This window comes from Priestia flexa (assembly GCF_021441905.1).
GTDB lineage: Bacteria > Bacillota > Bacilli > Bacillales > Bacillaceae_H > Priestia > Priestia flexa.
The window spans coordinates 707,602-733,081 of record NZ_CP090431.1 but is presented as its reverse complement, the minus strand read 5'-3'; the positions used below and the strand labels follow the sequence as shown (position 1 = coordinate 733,081).

The 25,480-nt window shown below is 39.2% G+C and carries 27 protein-coding genes; 12 read left to right on the top strand and 15 right to left on the bottom strand.

Features of this window, described 5'->3' with window-relative positions; all coding sequences use genetic code 11:
- Nucleotides 1-58 precede the first annotated feature (58 nt).
- Together LZP85_RS03715 and LZP85_RS03710 are read right to left on the bottom strand one after the other, a co-directional pair.
- Nucleotides 59-829, bottom strand: coding sequence for an EAL domain-containing protein (locus tag LZP85_RS03715; RefSeq protein WP_206782256.1), 771 nt, complete (start codon nucleotides 827-829; stop codon nucleotides 59-61).
- Nucleotides 830-1,002: 173 nt separating this feature from the next.
- Nucleotides 1,003-2,184 carry an amidase gene (locus LZP85_RS03710; protein WP_119542668.1) on the bottom strand — a complete coding sequence of 394 codons (1,182 nt, stop codon included), beginning with the start codon at nucleotides 2,182-2,184 and terminating at the stop codon, nucleotides 1,003-1,005.
- Between the two features lie 192 nt (nucleotides 2,185-2,376).
- Between LZP85_RS03710 and LZP85_RS03705 the strand changes: the two genes are divergently transcribed.
- From LZP85_RS03705 to LZP85_RS03695, 3 genes are all read left to right on the top strand, one after another.
- Nucleotides 2,377-3,087 (top strand): M50 family metallopeptidase, encoded by a 711-nt coding sequence (locus LZP85_RS03705; protein WP_025909265.1) that lies wholly within the window; start codon nucleotides 2,377-2,379, stop codon nucleotides 3,085-3,087.
- A 791-nt stretch (nucleotides 3,088-3,878) separates the two neighbouring features.
- Entirely contained in the window at nucleotides 3,879-5,132 is a 1,254-nt protein-coding gene (locus LZP85_RS03700) for a L,D-transpeptidase family protein (protein ID WP_224840040.1), read from the top strand.
- 314 nt (nucleotides 5,133-5,446) lie between these two features.
- On the top strand, nucleotides 5,447-5,635 hold the full coding sequence (locus tag LZP85_RS03695) for a hypothetical protein (RefSeq protein ID WP_025909267.1): 189 nt from the start codon (nucleotides 5,447-5,449) through the stop codon (nucleotides 5,633-5,635).
- A gap of 30 nt (nucleotides 5,636-5,665) precedes the next feature.
- On the opposite strand, the gene LZP85_RS03690 is transcribed toward LZP85_RS03695, so the two are convergent.
- Nucleotides 5,666-6,568: an NAD(P)/FAD-dependent oxidoreductase gene (locus tag LZP85_RS03690; protein ID WP_119542669.1), complete on the bottom strand. Its 903-nt coding sequence runs from the start codon at nucleotides 6,566-6,568 to the stop codon at nucleotides 5,666-5,668.
- Between the two features lie 101 nt (nucleotides 6,569-6,669).
- Nucleotides 6,670-8,556, bottom strand: a complete 1,887-nt coding sequence (locus LZP85_RS03685; protein ID WP_119542670.1) for a hypothetical protein — start codon at nucleotides 8,554-8,556, stop codon at nucleotides 6,670-6,672.
- 140 nt (nucleotides 8,557-8,696) lie between these two features.
- Here LZP85_RS03685 and LZP85_RS03680 point away from each other — a divergent pair, with 140 nt between their 5' ends.
- Complete coding sequence (locus LZP85_RS03680; protein ID WP_025909270.1) at nucleotides 8,697-9,290, top strand: YdbC family protein; 594 nt, start codon at nucleotides 8,697-8,699, stop codon at nucleotides 9,288-9,290.
- A gap of 32 nt (nucleotides 9,291-9,322) precedes the next feature.
- Here LZP85_RS03680 and rpiA read toward each other — a convergent pair whose 3' ends face one another.
- Nucleotides 9,323-9,991 carry a ribose-5-phosphate isomerase RpiA gene (rpiA, locus tag LZP85_RS03675; RefSeq protein ID WP_076512543.1) on the bottom strand — a complete coding sequence of 223 codons (669 nt, stop codon included), beginning with the start codon at nucleotides 9,989-9,991 and terminating at the stop codon, nucleotides 9,323-9,325.
- A 15-nt stretch (nucleotides 9,992-10,006) separates the two neighbouring features.
- Entirely contained in the window at nucleotides 10,007-11,515 is a 1,509-nt protein-coding gene (gene cls, locus LZP85_RS03670; protein ID WP_226639522.1) for a cardiolipin synthase, read from the bottom strand.
- Nucleotides 11,516-11,989: 474 nt separating this feature from the next.
- On the opposite strand from cls, the gene LZP85_RS03665 reads away from it, so the two are divergent.
- Together LZP85_RS03665 and LZP85_RS03660 are read left to right on the top strand one after the other, a co-directional pair.
- Entirely contained in the window at nucleotides 11,990-12,484 is a 495-nt protein-coding gene (locus LZP85_RS03665; protein ID WP_226639520.1) for an NUDIX hydrolase, read from the top strand.
- Nucleotides 12,485-12,539: 55 nt separating this feature from the next.
- Nucleotides 12,540-13,649, top strand: a complete 1,110-nt coding sequence (locus LZP85_RS03660; protein WP_226639518.1) for an AI-2E family transporter — start codon at nucleotides 12,540-12,542, stop codon at nucleotides 13,647-13,649.
- 31 nt (nucleotides 13,650-13,680) lie between these two features.
- On the opposite strand, the gene LZP85_RS03655 is transcribed toward LZP85_RS03660, so the two are convergent.
- The 3 genes from LZP85_RS03655 to LZP85_RS03645 form a co-directional block, all read right to left on the bottom strand.
- Nucleotides 13,681-14,340 carry a haloacid dehalogenase type II gene (locus LZP85_RS03655; RefSeq protein WP_119542671.1) on the bottom strand — a complete coding sequence of 220 codons (660 nt, stop codon included), beginning with the start codon at nucleotides 14,338-14,340 and terminating at the stop codon, nucleotides 13,681-13,683.
- Between the two features lie 91 nt (nucleotides 14,341-14,431).
- A complete protein-coding gene (locus LZP85_RS03650) occupies nucleotides 14,432-14,905 on the bottom strand; it encodes a hypothetical protein (protein ID WP_224840042.1) in 474 nt (157 codons plus the stop codon).
- Between the two features lie 469 nt (nucleotides 14,906-15,374).
- Entirely contained in the window at nucleotides 15,375-15,542 is a 168-nt protein-coding gene (locus tag LZP85_RS03645) for a hypothetical protein (protein WP_165932531.1), read from the bottom strand.
- Nucleotides 15,543-15,701: 159 nt separating this feature from the next.
- On the opposite strand from LZP85_RS03645, the gene LZP85_RS03640 reads away from it, so the two are divergent.
- Entirely contained in the window at nucleotides 15,702-16,163 is a 462-nt protein-coding gene (locus tag LZP85_RS03640; protein ID WP_076512548.1) for a staygreen family protein, read from the top strand.
- Nucleotides 16,164-16,179: 16 nt separating this feature from the next.
- Here the strand turns inward: LZP85_RS03640 and LZP85_RS03635 are convergent, their stop codons facing one another.
- From LZP85_RS03635 to pgsB, 6 genes are all read right to left on the bottom strand, one after another.
- On the bottom strand, nucleotides 16,180-17,739 hold the full coding sequence (locus tag LZP85_RS03635; RefSeq protein WP_182840804.1) for a gamma-glutamyltransferase family protein: 1,560 nt from the start codon (nucleotides 17,737-17,739) through the stop codon (nucleotides 16,180-16,182).
- A gap of 90 nt (nucleotides 17,740-17,829) precedes the next feature.
- Nucleotides 17,830-18,027, bottom strand: a complete 198-nt coding sequence (locus tag LZP85_RS03630; protein ID WP_025908231.1) for a CapE family protein — start codon at nucleotides 18,025-18,027, stop codon at nucleotides 17,830-17,832.
- Nucleotides 18,028-18,043: 16 nt separating this feature from the next.
- On the bottom strand, nucleotides 18,044-19,606 hold the full coding sequence (locus LZP85_RS03625) for a gamma-glutamyltransferase family protein (RefSeq protein WP_234561985.1): 1,563 nt from the start codon (nucleotides 19,604-19,606) through the stop codon (nucleotides 18,044-18,046).
- 21 nt (nucleotides 19,607-19,627) lie between these two features.
- The gene (locus LZP85_RS03620) at nucleotides 19,628-20,857 is read right to left on the bottom strand and encodes a CapA family protein (protein WP_119542673.1); all 1,230 of its coding nucleotides are present in this window, start codon (nucleotides 20,855-20,857) and stop codon (nucleotides 19,628-19,630) included.
- Between the two features lie 32 nt (nucleotides 20,858-20,889).
- Nucleotides 20,890-21,339 (bottom strand): poly-gamma-glutamate biosynthesis protein PgsC, encoded by a 450-nt coding sequence (gene pgsC, locus LZP85_RS03615; RefSeq protein WP_025908234.1) that lies wholly within the window; start codon nucleotides 21,337-21,339, stop codon nucleotides 20,890-20,892.
- Between the two features lie 16 nt (nucleotides 21,340-21,355).
- A complete protein-coding gene (pgsB, locus tag LZP85_RS03610; protein ID WP_025908235.1) occupies nucleotides 21,356-22,537 on the bottom strand; it encodes a poly-gamma-glutamate synthase PgsB in 1,182 nt (393 codons plus the stop codon).
- A 751-nt stretch (nucleotides 22,538-23,288) separates the two neighbouring features.
- On the opposite strand from pgsB, the gene LZP85_RS03605 reads away from it, so the two are divergent.
- The 5 genes from LZP85_RS03605 (at nucleotide 23,289) to LZP85_RS03585 (ending at nucleotide 25,479) form a co-directional block, all read left to right on the top strand.
- Nucleotides 23,289-23,888 carry a hypothetical protein gene (locus tag LZP85_RS03605; protein ID WP_224840043.1) on the top strand — a complete coding sequence of 200 codons (600 nt, stop codon included), beginning with the start codon at nucleotides 23,289-23,291 and terminating at the stop codon, nucleotides 23,886-23,888.
- Between the two features lie 77 nt (nucleotides 23,889-23,965).
- The gene (locus tag LZP85_RS03600) at nucleotides 23,966-24,556 is read left to right on the top strand and encodes a TetR/AcrR family transcriptional regulator (protein ID WP_061785848.1); all 591 of its coding nucleotides are present in this window, start codon (nucleotides 23,966-23,968) and stop codon (nucleotides 24,554-24,556) included.
- 24 nt (nucleotides 24,557-24,580) lie between these two features.
- Entirely contained in the window at nucleotides 24,581-24,919 is a 339-nt protein-coding gene (locus LZP85_RS03595) for a DMT family transporter (RefSeq protein WP_025908237.1), read from the top strand.
- 1 nt (nucleotide 24,920) lies between these two features.
- Nucleotides 24,921-25,235, top strand: coding sequence for a DMT family transporter (locus tag LZP85_RS03590; RefSeq protein ID WP_025908238.1), 315 nt, complete (start codon nucleotides 24,921-24,923; stop codon nucleotides 25,233-25,235).
- A gap of 58 nt (nucleotides 25,236-25,293) precedes the next feature.
- Nucleotides 25,294-25,479 (top strand): twin-arginine translocase TatA/TatE family subunit, encoded by a 186-nt coding sequence (locus LZP85_RS03585; RefSeq protein ID WP_025908239.1) that lies wholly within the window; start codon nucleotides 25,294-25,296, stop codon nucleotides 25,477-25,479.
- Nucleotide 25,480 lies beyond the last annotated feature (1 nt).

The following is a 25,480-nucleotide window of genomic DNA, read 5'->3' as shown; positions in this document are numbered from 1 at the left end:
TATAGCAAGGTTTTGTCCCTTCAACAGCTACCAAGCCACTTAATAAAGCTCATATTCCTCAATGAATACCTCCAAAGCTCAGCGATTGCCTAAGCTGATGAGTCTTTAAAAATGTATCGATTGCCGCAGGACGATCTAGTAAATAGCCTTGTACTACCTTAATATCTAGCGCAAGTGCAATAGCCAAATCCTTTTCACACTCAATTCCTTCTAAAATGAGCGTGGTGTTTCCTTCATTATATTGTGATAAGCATTTCACCATTTCTTGCTTTTCTTTTGAATCAGCTAAACCCCTTGAAAAATAGCGATCTAGCTTAATAATGTCTGGCCGATGCTCCACAACGTGCTGAAGACTCCCCATCCCTGTTCCTACATCGTCTATAGCGATTTGAAACCCACATTGACGCAAATAGTTCAGCCCTTCTTTAAACAGTGGAGATGACCAGACACTGTGCTCAAATGGACTTTCATTTAGTTCGAATACCACGCGCTTGAAGATGCTTGGATACATAACTAATAAGTGCTGAATAAAAAAGTGAAACTGTTTATCTATTAAAGTGGATGGAAAAATATTCACAAACAGCTTTTCACCTTGTAAAATTTCAAATGGAAAACAATCAATGGCTCCTTCAATCGCCATCATGTCAAGCTGAGTCAGCTTTTTTTCTTCGTGCGCCTGTAAAAATACATCCATAATGGGTGCATGAGAATAATATAATCTTAACAGTGCTTCAAATCCTACTTTACTCCATCTATTCACACTATAAATTGGTTGATAAACAAACGTAAATTGTTCTTTGTCAAATTGTTTTGAAAAATAATCTTCCATATTGCCCCCTCAGTTCTCTGCATAATTATTGCGTTTCGTACATTTTCTATCCTATATGTTAGTTAACTGTTTAATTAGCTATTATCTTATAAATCGGCAAAGCACTTGATTATTTTAACACAAAAAAACACCCATTTTTTTGGTAATGAGCGTTTTTTTATCATTTTTATATTTTACTCTTTCAAGGAGACTCTTTCTTTACTTCCCATCCATGCTTGCACCCATTTCACTAATTGCTGATCTTGATTTCTTCCTGCAATAACGGATAAACCAACAGGGAGTTGATTAACATAACCAGCTGGAATCGTAAGCTGTGGTAACCCGGCTAAACCAGCTAAGCACGTCATCTGCAGCGTATACAACCTTCGATTTTGAAGTTCTGGACCAACGGCATTCTTCAGAGGAGCTACTCCAGGAGCTGTTGGTAGCACTAAGATTGTTTGACCATCTAAAAGATGAGTAAGCTCTTTAGTAATCGTGTCACGAATTTGTTTAGCATCTGACATATCTTCTTCTTTTAATGTGCTGGCCCATTCAAAACGTTCGGCTACATCAGGACCAAATGTCGGGTTATATCGTTTAATCCATTCTCCGTGAGCACGCCAAATTTCAATTCCCTGCAGCGTGCGAAATGCTTCCATACATTCACTTAGCTTGTAAGAAAGCTGTAAATTCTTGTAGCTAACAGCGTGATCTTCTAATAGAACTTCTACTTTCTTACCGGCTTCCTCATCCGCTAGTTCAAACAAATTGTTTACTCCAACGATGTTCTCAAAAGAAGGTGCTGTAGCTTGAGACGCAAACAACACGGATGCAACATCAAGCATCGTGTTTATATCTTTTGCCATAAACCCTACCGTATCAAAACTGGGTGCTAACGGTATTAATCCTTTAACCGATAAGCTACCGTGCGTCGGTCTAAATCCATAAACCCCGCAATAGCTAGCTGGAATTCGTATCGATCCCCCTGTGTCCGTTCCAATTGCAAAATCGACGAGCCCAGCAGCTACCGCCACCGCTGAGCCGCTTGATGAACCTCCTGGAATTCGGTTGTGATTAATTGGATGAAGTGGCGTTCCATAATGAAAGTTTTCACCATTTAATCCATACATTAGCTCATCTGTATGCGTTACGCCCGTTAGCTTAGCACCTGAAGCTAACAAACTTTTAACAGCTTCAGCATGATCACTCGCTTGTTCATGAGTATGTAGCCAGTAAGGGTTTCCCGCACTAGCCGTATGTCCTTTTACATCAAATACATCTTTTAAAGCAAATGTTTTTCCACTTAACACTCCGTGATTCGTTGGCTCTACGATTATTTCTTTATTAAGAAATGCATTCCATTTATCGTTCATCCTCACCGCTCCCTTTTCGCTTATGTCTCTTTTAAGCGTAATAACTAGAAGGATGATTGGTCAACGAATGTGTAATAACTTCTGACAAATGTTAAAACACTGTAAGGATAACGATTAAAAATTGCTCTTTCTGTTTTAAACAAGGTAAAGTAATAGTAGTTTTTGATTTTATACGCAAAGGAATAGAATACTATGTCACAACACACCATTTTGTATGCGTTTATCGTTCTTGCCATTATTTTAACAAGAGGCATTCCGTTAGCAGGCCGGCAAATGCACGGCCTTAACCAAGGTCTCACACACATAGGGCGCTATTTTTCTAATTTAAATACGCTTTTGCACGAGGATGGTCATGCCCTTATGGGGCTGATTTTCGGAAAAGGTGTAAAGCGAATCGAGCTATACACAAACACAGAAGGAGTAGCCATTACGTCGACCTATGCTGGTGCTCGCGGCTGGCTTCCTCGCGTTATTATTGCACTAGCCGGTTATCCTTTTAGTTCGGCCATGACGTATTTATTCTTTTATCTGCTTATACAACATCGCTACGACTTACTGTTTTATGGATTAGGGGGCATTTTATTATTCAATCTTCTTTTCTTAGTAAGAAATCGCTATGGAGTACTTTGGCTTGCGTCCATCCTTGTTATTTTAGGAGGGATTTACTACCTAAATTCCCCCGCTCTCGTTATGTATAGTATGATGTTTGTTGGAGCCATTTTGTTGGTTGAGTCTGTTTTATCAGCAGCTGTTATTTTTGTATTAAGCGTCAAGCAACCTTATCATGCCGGTGATGCAACCAGCTTAAAAGAGCTTACGATGATTTCAAGTCGCATTTGGGGACTTTTGTTTTTCGCTCAAGCTTTATACATCGCTTATTTAAGTATTACACTACTACACTAGAAAGGCTGGGGCATAAGTAATTCAGCTCATGATAAACCTGAACAATTGAGAGTTCCTCACTTTTAATGGTTCAGGTTTTTTGCTGATTACGAAAGCGATTTCATAAACAGAGTAGAATGGAACGTAGGACACTCGACTCCTGCGGGAAAGAGAGGGAAAACTGAGATCCCACAGCGAGGAAGCTCAGGTTCCTCCCCGCGGAAAGAGAGTGGCCGTAGCGCAATGGAACGTGTTCTGACAACGTAAAGAAGTGAAAAAAGGGATTGTTCGTCGTTTTGAAAATTTGTTTTGTTATGTCGCACCCCCTTTTAACATTGATAAAAAGAAAAAAAAGCACCTTCCTCTTTTCTTTTTAGACTTTCTGTCAACTTCCCCTGTCGAACGCTTGTCAAAAACCGACGTTAAAAATCTAGTTATTTTGACATAACCCCAAGAGAAAGATGTCGAAAATAGTGGGTTCATACAGAGAATTAGAGATAGATACTTCCTCCTATTTTGTCTATATCTGGTATAATAATAGTTATTAAAAACTATTATAGTTTAGAGTTTTTTATGAAGGGACGTGATTACTTACACAAATACCTTAGTCCACTCTACTCCTAGAAATGGAGTGAACGTGATTTGTAAACATTCGCATCCTATACTCCTCACTTTATACACTTACGTTCATTCTCGCACTATTTTTACGCAACATATCACCTAGATATCGAAAAAAGCAAGCGCTATCTTTTTTTGAATTACTTGTAATTCAAAACGTGTAAACGGCCAAAAAATAAAAGGGGGATGGTCCGTTGGCAAAGAAAAAAACAAAGGTAAGTGTCTTAGTTTTAGCGGTAATTTTAGTAGTGGGAACTCTCTTCTTCAGCGTAAATAAAACAGAAGCTGCAGGCGGTACAACTCATTTCATCGTCATCAACAAAGCAAACAATCAATTAGCTTATTACAAGAACAACAAGCTCGTTCGTACGTTTTCAGTTGCAACTGGACGAACGAATTCACTTACACCAGAAGGTAAGTTCCGCATTGTTAATAAGATTGTAAATCGTCCTTATTATACGGGCAAAATACCGGGAGGAGATCCACGAAATCCATTAGGAAATCGCTGGATGGGAATTAACGCTCGTGGTACAAATGGTACAACGTATGCTATTCACGGTAACAACAATCCTAGTTCCATCGGAAAGTACATAAGCAGCGGATGCGTTCGTATGTACGATAACGAAGTGGAATGGTTATTCAGTCAAGTAACAGTGGGAACTCCAGTCGTCATTACGAATTCATCAAAATCATTTGACGCAATTGCGGCAGCTAACGGATACAAAGTATCTGGCAGCAGTCAGCCTTCCCAGCCGGCTGTTAGCGGTCTTAAAAAAGGAAGCCGTGGCAATGAAGTGCGCACGCTTCAGCAAAAGCTCACTTCTCTTGGTTATGATACAAAAGGCGTGGATGGAATCTTTGGAAACAATACAGACACGGCTTTAAGAAGATTCCAAAAAGATCGCGGCTTATCTGTTAACGGCGTGGTTGACTCAGCTACCCAAAAAGCGCTAAACGGAGCAAAACCAGGCGTGAAACCACCAGCAACAAGCACTGGTTTAAAGAAAGGAAGCCGTGGTAACGAAGTGCGTGCTCTTCAACAAAAGCTTACCTCTCTTGGCTTTAGCACAAAAGGAATTGACGGCGTATTTGGAAATAATACGGATGCTGCTTTGCGTCAGTTTCAAAAAGCTCGCGGACTATCTGTCACTGGAGTCGTTGATGCTGCTACGCAAAAAGCGTTAAACGGAACAACAGCTAGCAAACCTTCTTCACCCAGCAAAGGCCCTAGTTTAACGTCAGGGCCAACTTTGAAGCTTGGTAGCAAAGGAGATGCAGTTAAAGCACTTCAACAAAAGCTTACTTCTCTTGGCTTTAACACTCAAGGTGTGGATGGTATGTTTGGTTCTAATACCAGCGCTGCTGTTCGAAAGTTTCAAAGCGCAAACGGCTTAGCTGCTGATGGAATTGTTGGTCCAAACACATATAAAGCTCTTTCTTCTAAATAATACGATTAATCAAAGCAGAGTCTTTAAAGGCTCTGCTTTTTCGTGTTCTCTATGTATAAACCTTTACTGTAACTAGCATAATGCAAGTGAATATGGAAGTTTACAAGTGCTACTCATTCCACATAACGAAGGTGTTGTTTATAGCCGGCAAAGTCTTGACATACTCCTTTTTTCAATTGTGACAAAAGACACCTAGATTCACGAAACAAGTCGAAACTGTTTATGGTTAAGTCTTTTTTTCTAAAGCTTTATTTTCACAATTTCTTCAAATGTCTGCACCGAACGCTGGCGAACTTTCAAAAAGGAGAAGAACAATGGAGAATTTACGAAAAAGCTTAGGTTTTAACACGATGCTTGTCATTATCTCTCTGAGCATCCCGCTTATTTTAACGCAAATTTATGTGTCTCCCTTAACCGGTTGGACACTGCTTATCTTTAGTCCATTTGGAACGATTATTGGTGCGGTTAATCTATTCAAGCACCATATCTATACAAGCCAATAACAACCTCCTTGAAAAAGAAGGTTGTTATTTTTATACTAGCAAACGCTTATGAATCCAAATGGCCGCTTGAACCCCTTCTCCCATAGCTACTGCTGCTTGTTCTGAATGAGCAACTAAATCTCCAGCCGCCCACACGTTTTCTACGTTCGTTTCTTTCGTTCGATGATTCGTTAATACATGGTTATTCTCTGTCGTATAAACACCTAGCTGTTCTGCTAAATGACTTTGCACTTTGTTGCCACCTAATGCTAAAAAACAATGATTGGCATAAACCACTTCTCCGCTTTGTAATTCTATGCCTTTAAACTGACTTTTTTCTTCAACGAACACTTTTTCAATTTGTTCATTCTTATACGTTAGCTCTAGCTCTTGGAGCTTTCGCTTTGCTTTAGTGGACAAGACCTTCATGTCTTCATCAACATAGATAATGTCCTTTGTCCAATGAGTTAATGTACAGGCAAGGTTGGCTCCCGCTTCTCCTCTACCAATTACAATTACTCGACTGTCTTTTACTTCATAGCCATCGCAGTCTGGACAAATATAAACGCTAATGCCAAGACAACCAATCAGCTCTGGAAAGCTTGGCAAGTGATCTTTAATACCCGTGGCTAACAAAACTGTTTTACATTGATAGCATTCACCAGATTTTGTGTTTAAGATGATACCTTGGTCTTGCTTAGCTGCTGATATCACGTAATCTGCTACAAACTGCACGTCATAATGCATAGCTTGCTTCTTCCCACTCAACCTTAATTCTTCTCCACTTACACCTTCTGGCCATCCTAATAAATTATGATATCTGTTACATAAATTTGAACGACCGTCATTGGAATCAATCACTAAGGTTTGATGACAGTACCTGCCAAGCTGAATCGCTGCTTGGAGACCAGCAATTCCGCCTCCAATAATAATGCAATCATAATAGTTCTCCAATGCTATTCGCCCACCTTAAAAGTTTTTTACCAGTAGTAATATGTACGTTTACGACTGAAATTATGAACCCACGAAAAAAAAGCAGCGTCGATTCGCTGCTTTTAATGAATAAAAATCCCCCCATGACTTTCTACCGCGTGCTTTACCACATAATATAAGCCTCGCTCGAACTCTTTGTTCATTTTTGTTTGAAGAAACCTTTTTACATAGTAACCCCATTCTTCACCTTTTGTACGTTGAACTGCTATCCACTCCTTCATGTCTTTACTCGTTACCTCATCTGAGACGTACGCTTGAACCGCTGAGAAAAGAGAAGTCGCTACGGCTTGGAACGTCCGCTGACGATCGGTGGCTGAATGATAAGAAGTCGACCATCCTGAAGGCTGGGTGACAAATCCGTAATAAAGCGCGGTCGCTAGTTGGCTGGTCAGCTCCTCATGAAATGTCTTATCGCTATCGTCAGGAAGACTTGAATGCAAATGGTTAATGGCCTGCGTTATGATTGGGGGAGCTAATATACTAAGATAAATAGGATTAAGCTCTGCACCAACTTGTGTTTGTGCGGTCCGAGCTTGATTTACATAAACCATTTCGGACAACTTATGATCATCTTCATCGCTTCGATTTAGATTGGAAACCAAATCTACATCGGCAGCCGTGAGGTAATAAGAAAGTTGAGTAGCAACTACTTGTTCTTCTCGCTGAATACATCCTTGGATTTCTGCAGATAAACGGTGCTTTTTCGCTCGTTCTTCGGCGTACCTTTCACCTTGTAAACGCTCAGCATGGGTAAAGAGCAGCTGTAGCTTATTTCCGTACCCATATGCAATTAGATGTTTTAACGTATCAATCTTTATTTCGCGTGAGGCATCGTGAGTATATATAATATGATCCGCTTCTTTCACTTGATCATAAAGACTGGTTCCTCTTCTACTATCTTGGATGACAATAAGCTGTTCTTTTACTGAAGGAATAGTGGCATGGATAGACGTAATAAGAGGATAGCAGCTCGCTCCATCTGCTTTTTCCGCTTCCGTCGTTAAGCGATGTAAGGCCGTAAAGTAATGAGCCCGACTTTCCGTTGAAATGAATGCAAACTGAGGCCAGTCATCAATTCCATATGACCAAGTAAAATCACACTTTTCTTTAAATGATCTTTCAATACATGTTAAAAGCGTTTCAATTAGCTGCCGGCACTCTGCTTTTTGTAAAAACAGCTGTTCAAAATCCTCTGTTACTTCCTTGCTTTCTTCTAAAACCGCACTTGCGATACTTTTAATGGATTCAACATACTGAAAAACTCGCTTTGTACTTTTGGCAGTGGAAGCTTGTTCTGTAAAATAGCGAGGACCATACGGAACCTCTCCAAATAAAGCTTCAAAGTGTAGCTCGGGGTTTCCGTGCACAAGTGCAAATGCAAGGTCGTAGTCGGTGCCTCCGTTTGCATAAACCAAAGCACTTTCAATTAAAGATTTTTCAAGGTTTTCATATACTTCTTGGCGTGATTGGAACGACACCCTTGCTTCATAGGCAGCACTATGCGTCATCTCATACACCGCATCGTAATTTGCTTTTCGGAAACGAATTGGAAACTTTTCGCGCGCAGGGTGAATACCAAAAACAGCACGAACGATGGATGTTTTCCCACTTTGCGCTTCTCCGATTAGTGAAATCTGATAAGCATCCGGACTTTTGTTCACTGTTGGAGTATCTGGCTCGTCCACTTCATCATAAAATGCGTTCACCACGCGCTGGTCGTAGCGTGCTTTCGCTCGTCCTTTTACAGTGCTTGTCCAATACTCTTCTATACGTAACAGTTCATTCAGTTCTTCAACAAGCACATCTACTTCTTCTTGTTCATCACATAGATAACGCTTGACAATCGGATATTTCTGTCCGTTTTTATCTGTCTGAAACGGATGTTGAAATAGTACACACCATCCTTTTCGACTAACGGATGGGAATGCTTTTGCTCGAAAAAACTTCATTCTATCTCCCCCACTTTCTATCGAAAGACCTTATAGTTGAAATGTATGGGACGATAGAAGTATGTATGTCTGTAATTTTCCGGATAAAGGCAGGATTTTTCTAACAAAGAGCGAACCTTTGTTAAAGAGGTGATGAGAGCATGTTAACAAAAATTATAAAAGGCAGCATACCGATGGATAAAAAGGGGTCATTTTCCTATGCTCAACAGCATTGGGCAGCGCTTGCCCATGTCGATGGTTTTATTGGACAGCTAGGGGGATGGAATGTTGAAGATGAAACAGATACGTGCATTATTGCATTATGGAAAGATGAAGACTCTTACCAAGAGTTTATGAAATATACGCACGACTCTATTTTCTACAGCAGCAACCAAGATCAAACCTATACGGCGCTTGATGTATCCATTTCAAACCCTTCACAGTTTATCGGCGGTCGCTACAATTATTATCGAAGCAGCGCGATGGAAACACGCTATTTAATGAAGACGGAAATTGAAGTGGACTTTTATGATCAAAAAGATGTAGAAATGTTAGTGCAAAGCTTAGTAAATCCTTCATACAGGTGCTTATCTCATATCGTTGCTCCGCTAAAACATAATGACATAACTATTTTTACGCTTTACAGCGCAGCGTGTCCAACGAAAACAGTTGATACGCTTGTCCATCCTAACGTTTTGCAAGCTCGCCAGTACATATACAAATTAGAACAGAATTGGAACGTTCTATCTCGTTAAAAACTAAAAGCTATGGCATCTGCCATAGCTTTTTATGGTGTTATCATATGGACTTGCTGATTACGGATTGTAATGACTCGACTTGTCATATGATTAAACAAACCATTTTCAACTACTCCTGGTATCATATTAAGGGCTACTTCTAGCTCATGAGGTCGTTTAATTTCTTGAAAGTGACAGTCCATTATATAGTTTCCATTATCCGTAATAAAAGGCGTATGGTCTTCTAACAATCTGAGCCGTGGTACACACCCAAGGTCTCTCATATGTTTAGCCGTCATTTCCCATCCAAAACGAACTACTTCTACCGGTAAAGGAAACGCACCAAGCGTTTGAACTAGTTTCGTTGAGTCCGCAACGACAATGAACTGTTCAGATGCTTTGGCGATTATCTTTTCACGTAGAAGTGCCCCACCTCCACCTTTTATGAGTGCAAATTGATTGTCCACTTCGTCTGCTCCGTCAATGGCAAGGTCTAGCTTGTTAACGTCTGCCAGCGTCACGAGAGGAATGCCGATTTGGCGGGCAAGCTTTTCTGTTTCTTTCGAAGTGGGTACTCCTTGTATGCGAAGGCCGTTTTTCACTCGTTCACCAAGCTTTAAAATTGTGTAATAAACGGTTGAGCCTGTTCCTAGACCAACAATCATGTCGTCTTTTACAAACTCAGCAGCTTTTTCACCGACCGCTTGTTTTTCAACCATAAGCGTATCTCTCCTTTATAATATTCCTGAAAATAAGCGCGCGAAGGATTCTTTTGATCGCTCAATAAGACCTCGCTTATAGAAAGCAACGGGCTTAATAAGTTCGCTGTCTTCCATATCTTCTTCAAAGTGTTTAATTAAATCTTGAATAGCTTTTGAATTCATTAAAAAAGCGTTTACTTCAAAGTTTAAGTGAAAGCTTCTCATATCCATATTGGCTGTTCCAACAGAAGCAAAATCGTCATCAATAATGACAATCTTTTGATGCATAAAGCCTTTTTGATAAGAATAAATTTCGATTCCGGAACGAATGAGTTCTCCAAAGTAAGACCTTGTTGCGTACTGAGTAAGAAAGCCATCATTAATTTCCGGTACCATGATTCGAACGTCAATACCTTTTTTAGCAGCAACTCGAAGCGCTGTTCGAATCGTTTCATTTGGAACTAAGTAAGGAGTTGAAATCCAAATCGATTTTGTGGCACATGCAATCATAGCGTAATAGTATTCGCTCATATTTTCATGGGTATCAGGCCCAGTCGCAATAATTTGTGTAAAACCATCTCCTGAAGTGGAAACCGTCTTTGTGTAGCGCTCTTCAATAATTAAATTTTCTCCGGAAACATACTCCCAGTCAAATAAAAAAACTGCATGAAGAGTTTGTACGGATTCTCCTACTAGTTTTAAATGTGTATCGCGCCAAAAACCAATTTCTTTGTTTTCTCCCAAGTATTCCATACCGATGTTTAAACCACCGACAAAGCCAACTTCACCGTCAATGACAATGATTTTACGATGATTGCGGAAGTTAAACTTTTGATTAAAAAAGCCGCTTTTAATCGGTGAAAAGGCATAAACTTTAACCCCACTGTCTCTTAGCTCTTTAACATCCGAGCCTGATAGTGAGATGCTTCCAACGGTGTCAAAGGTAAAGCGAACTTCGACACCTTCTTTTGCCTTTTCAATCAGCAAGCTCATGATTTCTTTTCCAAGCTTATCAGAGTGAATCATATAATATTCCATATGTATAAAGTGTTTTGCATTCTTTAAACTTGCCGTTATTTCTGAGAAAGTTTCCTGTCCGTTTTTTAGAACTCGTGCTTTTGTGCCGTTGTTTACTTTTGTAAACGAAACTCGCTCCGAATACTCAGCAAATGAGCGTTGATGAGGGCTTAGAGAAGACAAGTCTATCTTTGCTTCTTTTTCTTTTTCCGTCATGCGTTTGAGCGTTTCACGGTTGTTCATTCTCTTTGATTTAAATAAGTAGCCTTTAAGGTACAGCTGACCTGAGTATAGATAAAAGGTGTAGCCCACAACAGGGAAGAAAAAGAGAACATACATCCAAAGTAGCGTACTATGAGGCGTCCGATTTTCGAGCATTAAGGAATAGATGCTGATGAAGATTAGCACTGCATATAAAGTAACTAGCGCGATTTTCCATTCTTTCGATAAATCTGTAAAGAAAAAAAGATAGGAAGATACGAGCATAATAAATAAAAAGATAAAGTCGACTCTTCTTTTTTTCATTGTGTATTCTCCAAACTATTGATTAGTTACTTTTGTATTCCCTTTTATGCATATGTTTAACCCTTGTAGAATCAGCATTTCCATCTGAGCATAAAAATACTCTTAACGAGCTGTAATTTACATGAAGATACTCTCTCGGATTGGTATGATTTCCATTTCAGATTGCTCCCTTTCCGCAGGGCGAGCGCCTAGCCTCCTCGTAAACCGCGAAGTCTCAACTGACTCGCTAGTCCTGCTGGAGTGGCTCATCTTTCACCATGAGGCTTTTTTATTTAGAAAACTCTTAACAAGAACCGTTCTTTCTTAATTAGCAATTAAAAAAATACTCTCTGCTTGGCATGGTTGCCACTGAGGACTGTTTAATGAGACTTCCTATACTCAACTCGTCAGGAATCTTCTTTTTTACTAGAAAGCTAAGTTGAAACATATGTTAAAATGAGAATTATGCAATTGGAGAAAGTTGGTGAATATAGAATGGATCGATATGATCGTGCCTTTGGAGTATATGGCATTTGTATACAAGATGGAGAGATTCTCGTCATTCGCAAAAATCGCGGACCTTATATTCATCGTTTTGATTTACCCGGTGGTCAGCTTGCGCATGGCGAGACGCTAGTAGATGCGATGCAGCGAGAGTTTTTAGAGGAAACAGGTTTTGAAGTGAACATTACGAAACAAGCAGGTACAGCTGATTTTCAATATCCTTGCCTCTGGAAAGAGTTTACTCATGTTCACCACATTGCGGTCTTTTATCATGTAGTGATTAAAGGCGGAGAGCTAATACATATGCCGAGTCAGTTTGAAGGACAAGATGCAGCTGAAGCACTGTGGATTCCCATGGAAAAGTTGGATAAAAACAACGCTTCTCCTCTCGCCTTAAAAGCCATTGAAGCTCATTCTCTTTCAGCTTGGCCACATCAGCCAGAAGTCTATGATAGCTGGAAGCTAAAGAAAACGTTTGAAGAGTAATTAGATAAGGGTATGATAGTGATATTGTTTGACTTATTTATTTGGAGGTAATGAAGTGTCAAAAGCAAAGAAGTTTCAATTTTGGACGATTCAGCTTGTGCTAATCGCATTGTTCATTTACATTTGTACGAAAATTTCATTTGTATTTGAACCAATCGTTGTCTTTTTCACAACGCTCTTTTTCCCTATTTTAGTATCTGGATTTTTATATTTCTTATTTAGTCCTATTGTCTTTTTCCTTGAAAAAAGGAAAGTACCAAAAACGATTGGGATTCTCGTATTGTACGCCGTTTTTATTGGCGTGATTTCGCTCGCGGTTGGAACATTAGGCCCAGCTCTTTCAAAAGAAGCTAATCAGTTTGCCGATAAAGTCCCAACTTACGTAGAAAAGAGCCAGGAAGCGATTAATAATTTATCAGAAACAAAAGGATTCCAGTGGATTGTTGAGCAAGAATATGTATCAATTGAAAAGATTGAGGATTCCCTTGCAAACTTTTCATCTACGCTTACCACTGGTGTCACGAGCAGCTTATCAACTATTTTTAGCGTTTTGACTAACATCACGCTTACAGTTGTGACCGTGCCGTTTATTTTGTTTTATATGTTAAAGGACGGACATAGCTTACCTAAGTACATCGTTAAGCTTTTCCCACCATCTTATCGTGATGAGGGTCTAAAGATTTTAGAAGAAACGAAAGAAACGGTGGCTACTTATATTCAAGGTCAAATGCTTGTTGCACTGTTCGTTGGTGCGTGTGCATCCATTGGTTACTTAATTATTGGATTGCCGTTCGCACTCGTACTGGGCTTAATTGGTGCCGTAACAAATATCATTCCATACTTAGGTCCATTTTTCGGAGCTGCTCCGGCTGTTGTTATCGGAATCTTAGACTCTCCTACAAAAGCACTTTTAGTTATTCTTGTTATGGTGATTGTTCAGCAGCTGGAAGGAAACGTTATTTCACCTCTTATTATGGGTAGAAAGCTAAACATCCACCCGCTGACCATCATTTTACTGCTCTTGGTAGCTGGAAACTTAGCAGGAATTTTAGGAATGATTTTAGCCGTACCGTTCTATGCGGTTGTTAAGACATTAGTGCTTAATATCGTTCGTTTAATCAAGTTACGATCAAGGTCCAAAACAGACCCCGAGGCCTATAGCTAGAGCAAAAAAACAGGACGCGTGTCCTGTTTTTTTATTTGACTAAATTTGTTAAGTCATGAATTACACGATTAGGCGTTAATTCACGATGCTCCGGCACTTGATGATGACGGTTTACCCACACAGTTGAAAATCCGTAATTCTTTGCTCCAGCAATATCCCACGGATTTGATGATAAGAAAAGCACTTCGTCACGTTCCACTTCTAGCTTATTCGCTGCGTAGTGATAACTAGCCATGGACGGCTTGTACTGTTTGATTTCGTCAATAGAAATGACATCATCAAATAAAGGTGCTAACCTGTGGTGAGCTACGAGTGGATCAATCATATGCTTAGGTCCATTTGTAAAGATGGCAAGCAGATATCCTTTTTCTTTTAAATACGCCAGTACTTGTTTCACTTCAGAGTACAGGTTAAGCTTGAAATAAGCATGAAGTAACGCTTCTTCACTTTCAGGTGTTACTTCCTCATCCACAGCATCTATAGCGTAGCGTAATGATTTTTTTGTGAGTTCATAAAAGTCAACATAGCGGCCCATAATTTGGCTTTGCATCGCATATTCGATTTGTTTTTGGCGCCACAACTGACTTATTTTTGTTCCTTTATCAGGATAGTATTCTTCACATGCTTTAATCACGGTATGTACATCAAATAATGTTCCGTACGCATCAAATAAAATGGCTTTAAACTTCATTATCAGACCTCCTCCCTTATTCATTGTACCCCCTCTTTAAAAAACATAACGGAGTTTCAATAAAAAAAAGCACATGAGTTCATATGCTTTTTCACTGATTATAATCCCATGCAACGGTCCATTCTCCTTCATTTTTAACTGCGAATACATATTGGTCAATGGAGAAGTTCCCATATTTCCCTTTATAAACTTGAATCACTTTCATTTGATAAACGTCTGTTAACTCTTCGCCATCCGCTGTCATTTTCCATGTATCTAGTTTTTCCACTTCCGTAATGTCATAGGAAAATGTTTCGACACCAAAGTGATTTAAAAAAACATGAGCACGGTCCTGAATATAGGCACCCTTCTCGAAACGAACTTTCATAGCGGGATGAAAGGATTCCCACGAATCTGAGAAGTTTCCTTTTTGTTCAAGGTCATAGAATTCTTCAATCGTATTTTTAGCATGATATGTGGGAGAGAAAAAGGTAAATTGAAATCCCCAAGCACCTAAAGTCAATACGGCTACGAGCCCTACAATGACGAGCATTAGTTTAATGAATCGCCTTCGCTTGTTATACAAACCCTCTGCTCCTTCGCAAGTTGTAGTTTTATTTTCTACTATAAAGCTTATTCATTTGAACAAGCATTTAGCACATTTAATAAACGTAGAGTAATACGAGACTTCGTTTGATAATTTCTCTCTGCTTAGCATGATTTCCATTCCAGATTGCTCCCTTTCCGCAGGGCGAGCGCTGAGCCTCCTCGTATACTGTGGGGTCTCATCTCGCTTATTAGTCCCGTAGAAGTCTCGCATCTTCCATTCCAATCATGGGCTTTTTTATGGGGAGGGCTTTTGATAAGAACTGGTCTATCTTCTAATACTTTAAAAAGCACTCTTCTCAACTAGTACAAAGAGTACCTCTTTTCTATCTAACTTTCATCATTTCTGACGTCCTAAGCTTTATTTTCTTCAAATGTTGGAACAAATTTATTTAATCAATAAAAGAGAAACACAAAACTAAAAAAAACCACCTTGTCAGTGGTCTTTTCTACACAATTTGAAACGCCATCTGCATGGCTGCCAGAAATCCAATAAATACGAGAAACGTCACAAGGCCTTCTTTCCAGTCAGGTCTATCTCCTCGAACAAATTTTGCGATGTCGTATGAAAGCATCGCGGCTAAGAATATGGATAGAACAATATAAAACGGCTCCATTTTCTTCCCCCTTTTCCACTTTGTTTTTAGCGTTCGTTAGTCGCCTACACTTTTATAGATTAGCTGTTTTAGATAGGCGTTGTAAAGGATAGGGGTTTGAATGACTTTTTTTCCTAGTGCGGGCATAGACTACTTAAAAGCATGAAAGGATGACGCAGGATGGTTGCATTTAATCCTGAAGAGTTTAGCGTTACATACCGACACGGCGCAACTCCTACCCAGCCTTTTTTAAAAAGGCGCTATACGCTGACTTATGTCTCTGAAACGGATTCCCTGTATTTAATTATTGGAGCTTCATTTGCTAAAGACATGCTCAACGAACAGCGAAACGAACTTTTTGGGGAATGGGTTCATTACAAAGATACAACCGCTCTTTACGTATACGTTTTCATTGGTGATCACCATACTGATAAATCGATTCAAGCCATTCGATACGCTATTTTCAATAAAGAAATGCCGGTGCTTTTAACTGCTTTACGATACGGAGATCATTTCTTCTTTAGGCAAATGCTTGACTTGGACCACGCTCCGATTTACGTTCATTATCATTCAAATTATCCAGAGTTTCATACGATCCGCTACATGGAAACTCCATCCGTCTACGAAACGATAAAAAGGTAGCCCCTGCTACCTTTTCTTAGCTATGCTTCCACACACCGTTTCGGCGAGAATCACCGACACCTGTTATCCTGCCGTTACCAAGATCTTTCACAAGCAGCTGAATGCCTCCGTAATAAACGTCGCTTGTTTTGCTTTGTACGTCAAAAGCACTCATCTGCTCAATTACTTCTTCAGGCGTAGTTGGCTCGATATAAAGAGTATCTTGATCAAAGATAAAGCGAGGCGTTTCAACCGCTTTTTCCAACTCTTCTCCTCCTTGAAAATGGCGGGCTAATACTTGATTTAACACCTGTGGAATACGAGTTCCCCCTGGCGTTCCTACTCCCATTACCCATTCTCCTTCCTTGCGGATAATTAAAGGAGCTGTAAACGTTCGGGCTCTTTTCCCAGGCTCAGGGTTATTTACGCCGATTGAGCCATACGTATCAGCATTGTTATTAAGAAAAAAGCCATCTACTTGCTTACCTAACCCAAAAAAATTGCTTAGCGTATTGGTCGTGGATACGGTCGTACCTTCCTTATCAATAACGACAAAATGAGTCGTACTTTCATGTTCTTGGTCTGCACCTTCCACTTCACGTTTTTCTGAGTTTTCTAATAAACTTTCAATGTATTCATCGCTAAGGAAACGCTCTACATCCTGTGGGTAAAAAGCAGGATCGCTAATCTCTTTTACTCGGTCAGCGTACGCTATTTCTTTAATTTTCTTAATAGCCTTATAGTCGACTTCTTGCTCGTTTATGTTAACGTTTTCTTTCTCCATCATTTTTAACATTTGAATAACCGTAATACCTGAAAATGGAGGTGGAGCCGCAATGATTTCATTTCCTTTGTATGTTGAAACAACCGGCTGCCTTTCTTCCGCTTCATATTCTTGCAAATCTTCTAGTGAAATGCTTGTTTCTTCTGCTAGACGATTGGCAATGTCCTTTTGATAAAAGCCAGCCGCTCCGTTTTGTTTAATATACGTTAACTGTTCAGCAAGCTCAGGCTGCTTTAGCTCCTCTCCTGCTTTTATAGCTTCCCCCCTCGGAAAGAAGCTTGATAAATTGCTGACGTCCATCCGTCCACTTGCGTAAAATAATCGGCTCGCTAAGAGTTCGTCTACTTTAAATCCTTTTTCGGCATACTCAATAGCAGGATCAATCAACTTTGTCATAGACGTTGTTCCATATTTTTTATTCACATATTCCATTCCTGCTACAAAGCCAGGAACTCCCGTTTTTCCTTCCAAAGAGCTAGGTGCTACTTCGCGGTAATCAATGAAGGTCGGTTCTTCACCTTCTTTGGCAATAAGCATGCCGCCACCGCCACCAATTCCAGAGCCGTACGGTTCGACAACGCCTAGCGCGTAAGATACAGCAATTGCTGCATCTACAGCATTACCTCCATCTTTTAGTACCTTCATACCTACATCAACAGCAATGGGGTTGGAAGAGCTAACTCCATAAGATGAATCTCCATTGCTAAATAAAGGCGTGTTATTTTCATCGTGATTACGAACAAACCATACTGAAGTCGCAATTAATACACATAAAGAAACTCCTCCTATAAGAGCTCTCCGTTTATTCCACATGCTGTTCACTTCTTTCTTTGTTGTATGTAGTATAAAAAAGGCATCGTGTATGACGATGCCTTTTAATCACGCTAACCGACGATGATTTACTTACTTGTTTAAAGATAATGAAGGTTGCTCAGTCGTTGTTTGCTGTTCAGTTTGCTCCATCATTTTTAAGTTCTTTTCAATTTTTTGTTCTTCAATTGTTGATAAAGTTGTTGGATGCTTTAAAGCTCCTAACGTAACCACAACTCCTGCTACGATAACAACTGGGGCTACTACTCCTACAATACGTTTAACTACCATGATTATTCCTCCTCAATTATTCTGTACTTTTATCCCACAAACCATGCCTTCTTTTATCTGCGCTTCCTGAAATCGTATACTCATTTCTATCTTGAATGAGGGCTTGTACCCCTCCGTAAAACATCGGATTATCGGTTTGTTTCACATCATATCCGTACGTTTTCAATCGATCTTTCACATCATTTTCAGGTTCTTTTTCAGAATATAGCTTGTCAGAATCAAAGATGACGCGGCTTGACTGCACTGCTTTATCAATCGATTGACCACTGTCAAAATAGTTACCTAGCACCTGCGTTAACACCTGTGGAATTCGGTTCCCTCCAGGTGTCCCGATTCCCATTACCCACTCATCTTCACCGCGGATAATAGTGGGCGCTGTGAATGTACGTGGTCGTTTACCTTCTTCAATTTTATTAATGCCTTCACCAAAAGTACCAAGCGTGTTGTTTAAAAAGAAGCCTTCGATGTTTTTTCCACTTCCGAAGAAATTACTTAGCGTATTGGTTGTGGAAACAACCGTTCCTTCTTTATCTATTACAACAAAATGCGTTGTACTTTCGTGCTCTTCTACATCGCTAACTTTCGTTTTTTTCGTACGTGTTTCATTAATTTTATTTCCTAATAAATGAACGTAACGATCATCGATCCAGTCTTCAGGAGCTTGCTTAATGAAAGATGGATCAGCTACTTTATCTAATCGATCTTGATAAGACACTTTCGATATTTCACCTAGGTAGTGGTTAAACAAGCTTGGCTTTTCATTCTTTAGTTCCCAAATTTGTTCTTCATCAGCAAGCTTTAGCATTTGAATAAGCGTGACGCCTGAAAACGGCGGCGGAGCACTAATGATGCGATTACCTTTATAGTTCGTTTCTAAAGGCTTTCGCTCTACTGCTTCATAATCGCGCAAGTCTTTTTTTGAAATCTCCGTCTCATCAGCGATTTCATCACCAATATCTCCGCGATAAAAAGCAGAAGCACCTTCTTCTTTAATCGTTGTAAGAGTCTTAGCTAAATCTTTTTGCTTTAAGACTTCTCCCGCTTCAATTGCTTCTTCATTCGGATAAAACTGCTCAAGCTCATCTTCATCTAAGTTTTTTTGATACGAAATCAACCTATCATGAAGATCTTGGTCCACTTTAAAGCCATCTTTTGCGTAAGAAATCGCAGGGTTTATTAACTCACTCATTGATTTTGTTGCATAGTTTTGGTGAATGTATTCCATCCCAGCGACAAAGCCTGGAACACCTTCTTGCTCATCTTTATCTGAATTCGGAGCGACTTCGCGGTAATCAATAAAGGTAGAATCTCCATCAGCTGGATCAATCAGCATGCCACCACCTCCACCGACACCGGAGCCATATGGCTCAACAACGCCTAGTGCATAGGAAATCGCAATCGCTGCATCAACAGCAGTACCGCCATTTTTCAGTACATCCATCCCCACTTTTGTTGCGTAAGGGTCGGATGTACTAACGGCATACTCTTTTTTGGGAAATAAAAATTGATACGCTACGACGCTAATAATGAGAGAAAAGATGATAATGGCTACAAAAAGCAATTTTCGTTTTTTCATCATCTTTCATCTCCTTTAGCTGAATTATTGTTGTGTGTATGCTTCTTCTGTATTGTTAGCAGGAGCATCATCACTTTGGTTTTGACGTTCCTGCGATCTCTTCATTACGTGTGTGTGATCAAGTTTAATTTGAAACTTCTTATCCTCTTTTTCTAAACGACCTTCATTTGATGCGTACTTTGTTAAGTCGTTGTAGATTCGTTTCATGCGCCATGGATTATCTGTTGGCGTAGGACTACCTTCTTTAATAATCATCGGAATGACATCTACCGTAGCTTGGCCCTCTTTATTTAAGTTGTACTGAACCATCGCCGTATTTTTCGTACTTGACCAACCTTGGTCAAAGACAAAGTTTCCTAGACTATAGAAGATAATTGAACCATTATAAACATCAAATGACTGTAAAACGTGAGGGTGATGCCCGATGATGATATCTGCACCTGCATCAACCATTGCTTTTGCTAAGCCCTGTTGACGCTCACTAGGCTCTACATCGTACTCTGCACCCCAGTGCGCGTTTACAACAACTAAATCCGCATTTTCTTTCGCTTCTTGAATTGTTTCAAAAATAACATCTGGATCTGCATCTAAAATGCCTGGGTTATTCTTACCGGCCTTCATTCCTGCAACATATACGTCTGTGAAACCAACGGATGCAATCTTCACACCGTCTACTTCTTTATATGAAATATGTTTCGCTTCTTCTTTATTACGACCAGCACCGACATAGTTCATGCGGTTTTTTTCAAAAGATGCAAGCGTATCTTCTAGACCTTTTGTACCGTAATCCATCGCGTGGTTATTCGCTAGGTTTAATACATCAAATCCTGCATTTTTCATTGTTTTTAAATCTTCTTCTTCACTGTATAAGTGAATGCTTTTATCAATCTTCTCGTAAGAATCTTCGTCGTTTGTTAAAATAGGAGACTCATAGTTTCCACTCACATAGTCAGACTCATCAAAGAAAGGCTGAACATTTCGAAAAACAAAATCTTCTCCGTGACGGCTCGTCACTTCTTTGATATGTCGACCCATCATAATATCCCCAACCATCGTTAAGGTGATATCATCACTTGACTCTTTTTTTGCAAGATTAGGATCTTGAAGCGCATCCGAACGCTGAACCCAACCTGCTAGTGCCAAAACAAGGATTAAAATAGGTGTAAGGATAAGTGCTTGTTTTCCACTGCTTGGCTTCGTTCGTTTTATGAACATCAATACTTTTCCCTGAAAGTTTAGCTGCTTTTTCTTCACTGATGTTTGTCCTCCTTTCTTTTAACTTTTTATTAAAATAGGTAATAAATTTGCATTACACCAAACGTGATTCCACTTAGCAATACTGTTGTTCCAACCGTTAATGGTACACCTTGCTTTTGCATTGAGTTGGCGATTAATCCTGGTACGATAACTCCAATACCACGTAGCTCAAATACTTCAAATGGTAGGACAGGATAGAAATAATCAAAAATGACTTTAATTGCAATTCCTGTAATTAACATTGCGGTGAACTTACGACGTCCATATAAAATAACTACTTTTGAAATACCATAAACAACAATTACATATGTTAGTAAACTGATAACAAATACAACGACAATCATCATTGGCTGATCAAAGATAAGTGCCAAGTACCCTGGAACAATTAACCCTGCAGGTAGTACACCTGTTTTTTCCGTAAAAATTAAGCTGAGAGTTATCCCTAATACAAGGGCAATATATAAATCTGATCCGAACATGAAATGGCCTCCTAGATTAAACTGCTTTTTTCATCGTTTTCATTTCAATAATCGCTTCTACAAGTGGCTCTGCTGAACCATGAATATTTCCGACACCATAGACAATGCGATCTTTTAAATATGGTTTCATGCGCTCAAGGATTTCTTCTGTTGATGCACCTTCCATATCCCAGAACTCTTTCGTTGGTAACGTTCCTTTTGCATACGCATCCGCAATCGGTGAGGTTGTCTGACCAATTGCAATCATCACATCTGCTTCTATATAAGGCATTACGTCAACTGCAAATTGTTCTGTGCGATCGACACGGTCTGGACGGCAGTTCATGATAACAATCGGAAGCTTAGGGCTATAGTTCATAGAATCTACACGCTCCCAAATACGAAGTGTTGATGAAGCATCATTGGCTGCAAATCCATTTACTAAGAAAGCTGGATTACTTGTATCTCCAAACTTCGTAATTCTCATTGCACCTGGATCTGGCTGAGCGTTTAGCATTCCTCTCATTGCCGTTTCTTCATCAATGCCTAGTGCTTCAGCAACAGCTAAACCAATTGAAGCATTATCTGGGAATACCATGTAATCAAACTTACGTAAATACTCTTCAGAAATACGATCATTATCAGCAACGATTACTTTTGTATTTCGCTCCGCTGCAACCTTTTTGTAATACTCTAAATAAGGACCTTCAATTGTAACAAGGTGTCCATTATAAGGAATTGTCGCTAGGAAAGCTTGGGCAACTTCATCTAAAGTTGGCCCCATTACATCCATGTGATCCTCAAGTACGTTTACAATAACGCCCACTTTGGCTTGAATAAGCTGGTTTTGAAATGTAATTTGATAATCTGGCTGAACGGCCATACATTCACAAATAAGTGCTTCGGCTCCCATATCGGCAACTTCATTTACAACGCGTCGTTGCTCTCCAATATTTGGCCCTTCTTTACGACGGATAATTGGTTCTTCTTCTGATGTGTGCCAATAAATCATTCGCGCTTGGGTACCTGTTGTTTTTCCAACTGTTTTGTAACCTGCTTCTTTTACAATTCCTGTTATTAAACGCGTAACAGTTGATTTTCCTCGAATACCGTTAACATTTACTCGAACTGGAATTGAATGCAGTTTACGCAAATGTCTACGATACTCCCAAATGCCATAGCCTAGTAAAAATAAGCAGCATAGGACTATTAAGATCATCTCTTATCCTTCTCCTTCCAAAATAGCGCTGACCGCTAAAATTGTTAGCGTTCATCTGCGATTTCGTTTCTCTTCTCTTTATCTAATTTCATTTTTACGTTTGGGCTCGAGCACCAAATTCAACAGGTCTAAACCTACCACTCGCACGAAGAAACGGTCAATAGCTCAAACGATACATGTTTTTTGTATTGGTTATAAAGGGTCAAGGAGCTTTCACAACGCTGTCGTTTCCAAGCATTTTCTCTAGCATTCGTGACCATTCGCCTAATAGAAGCTCTTTAATCCTTTATTTTTTTTTATATTTTTTACACATTCACATTACGAAGATGCAATATCTTTAATACATGAAACATTCCTGTAATGTAAAACCCATAAAAAGATTACAAATGAATTTAATTTTACTTTTCACTCCATAATCTTTCTAATGTGATTGTTAAAATACTGATTTTTCACTAAAATGAGCATGTTCCTATAGTCATTAAAGAAAAAGTAAGATATATAATTTGATAGACTCATAAAGAGAGTAGTCAGAAAGGTTACACTAACTACCAAATTCACATACATAGACAAACTTTATAACCATTTCTGTTTTAGGAAGATAGATGTTCTTTTTCACGATTGAATTTTAAATATTTTGGGTATAAAGCTCGTAGACAAATATAAATTGCATGACAGAGGTGAATAAATAATAATCGACACGGTGCTTTATTTTTCTTTTACTGCTTTATATATTGCCTTGTTAGGTTGGGGCTTGTTTCTTTATAGAACGCGAACAAGTCATTCTTTTACATATTTTTTATTAGTCGTGATGCTAGGGCTCATTTATGACAACGGTTTATTAGCGATCGGCTTGTTTATTGGTGAAGGATCCACTCTTGAAACGCTAAACCTATGGAGATTTCTAGGTCATGCTTTCTTCACTCCTACTCTTGTACTTTTTGCTTTGGGTATTGGGAGGCATGCGAAACTGCAATGGGCTAAGAAAAACGTTACTCTTTATAGCTTTCTCCTTATTACCATTACCTTAATCGTGTATGAAATCACAGAGATTATGCATCAAACCCTTCAACCAGTCGTCGAATATGGCATACTTCGTTATACGCTAGTTGGCGCGCACAGTGGACCACCAATTATGGTTTTAATCGTGACGTTTATTTTACTTTTAGTAAGCATTTCACTTTTTCGCCATACTAAATGGAATGTGATGCTGATTGGAGTTGTTTTAATGATTGCAGGAAGTGCTATTCCACTTCCGATCGAGAGCGGTGCCGTAACAAATACATTCGAACTTATTTTTATGACAGCACTAATGATGACAATGTCAAAATTCCTTCTAAAAGAAGCAGGATAACTCTTGCTTCTTTTTTTCTAGTTTGATATAGTTTTCCCTACCGAACGTTAGGTAAATTGAAGAGGAGGATGTAAAGAATGGAACATTCATCAACTGTTGACAGAATAAAAGCTGTGGCAATGACAGCTTTTGGCGAAAAAGGCTACACTGACACTTCTTTAGCTTATATTGCCGAGCAAGTAGGCATAAAGAAGCCTTCGTTATATGCACATTTTAAAAATAAAGATGAGCTTTTTTTAGCTACGGTCGATGACTTAGTAGCTGTTTTCACTCAAAAGATGCAGAAGATCTTTGATGAACATAAAGATGCATCCGCTCCAAATCAGTTAAAGCAGTTTTTATTTCAGCTTTGTTTTGCGCTACAAGAAAATAACTTTGGACAAATGTATAGACGTTTAATTATGTTCCCGCCTTCTCACTTGCAAATCTTTGTAAAGGAGCGCTTTTTAACAAGCGAAGAGTTATCTGATCGATTATTAACATCCATCTTTGAACAAGGAATTGCAGAAGGAACAATGCGAGACGAGAAAATTGACCGCTACATTAACAGCTTTTATTGCTTAGCGGATGGGTTATTTATTCAGCGCTTTTACTACGATCAAGAGCGCTATTCTACCAAAATAAAAGATGCTTGGAACGTTTTTTGGTTAGGAATTAAAAAGGAATAAAAGAATGTTAAAGGAGTTTTATCCATGGCTTGGATTTATTTAATTATTGCAGGTTTGTTTGAAATTGTGTGGGCAATGGGCCTAAAGTATTCAGAAGGCTTCACTCAGCTTTGGCCTTCTGTTGTAACCTTAATCGCAATTGTCATTAGCTTTTTCTTCTTTTCAAAAGCATTAAAAGACATTGCAGTTGGGACTTCTTATGCCATTTTTACAGGTATAGGCGCAGCAGGAACAGCCATCATTGGCATGGTTGCTTTAAATGAAGATGCGAGCTTAACCAGAATCTTTTTCTTAGTGTTAATGCTTGTTGGTATTGTTGGTATTAAGCTGGTATCGAGTGATGATGTAAAGGAGGAAGGCTAATATGGCTTGGATTGCTTTAATTGGAGCAGGAATATGTGAGGTTGGGTTTGTTATTTTTTTAAAACTGTCAGATGGTTTTAAGCGCCTGCTTCCTTCTATTGGGTTTAGCGCATTTAGCCTTGCCAGCTTTTATTTACTTTCCTTAGCTCTACGAGACATTCCAATCGGGACTGCGTATAGCATCTGGACTGGTGTTGGGGCAGTAGGAAGCGTATTATTAGGGATGTTTCTCTTTAATGAAAAGAAAGATTGGAAGCGTCTTTTATTTATCTCCTTTATTGTCATTGGCGTAATTGGGTTAAAATTCACTTCTTAACAACATAATCCATGCTATAATGAACTTGTATTGATTCTTTGACTAGGAGACGATGACCATGAACCTTGGTTTTGGAGAAATTGCGCTGATTGTCTTTGTTGCTTTGCTTTTATTCGGCCCAAAAAAGCTTCCTGAGCTTGGAAAAGCAGCAGGAAAAACGCTGCGAGAGTTTAAGCTTGCTACCAAAGGAATGATGGAAGACGATGAAGATGATAAGACAAAGAAAACACAAAAGCAAGTATAAC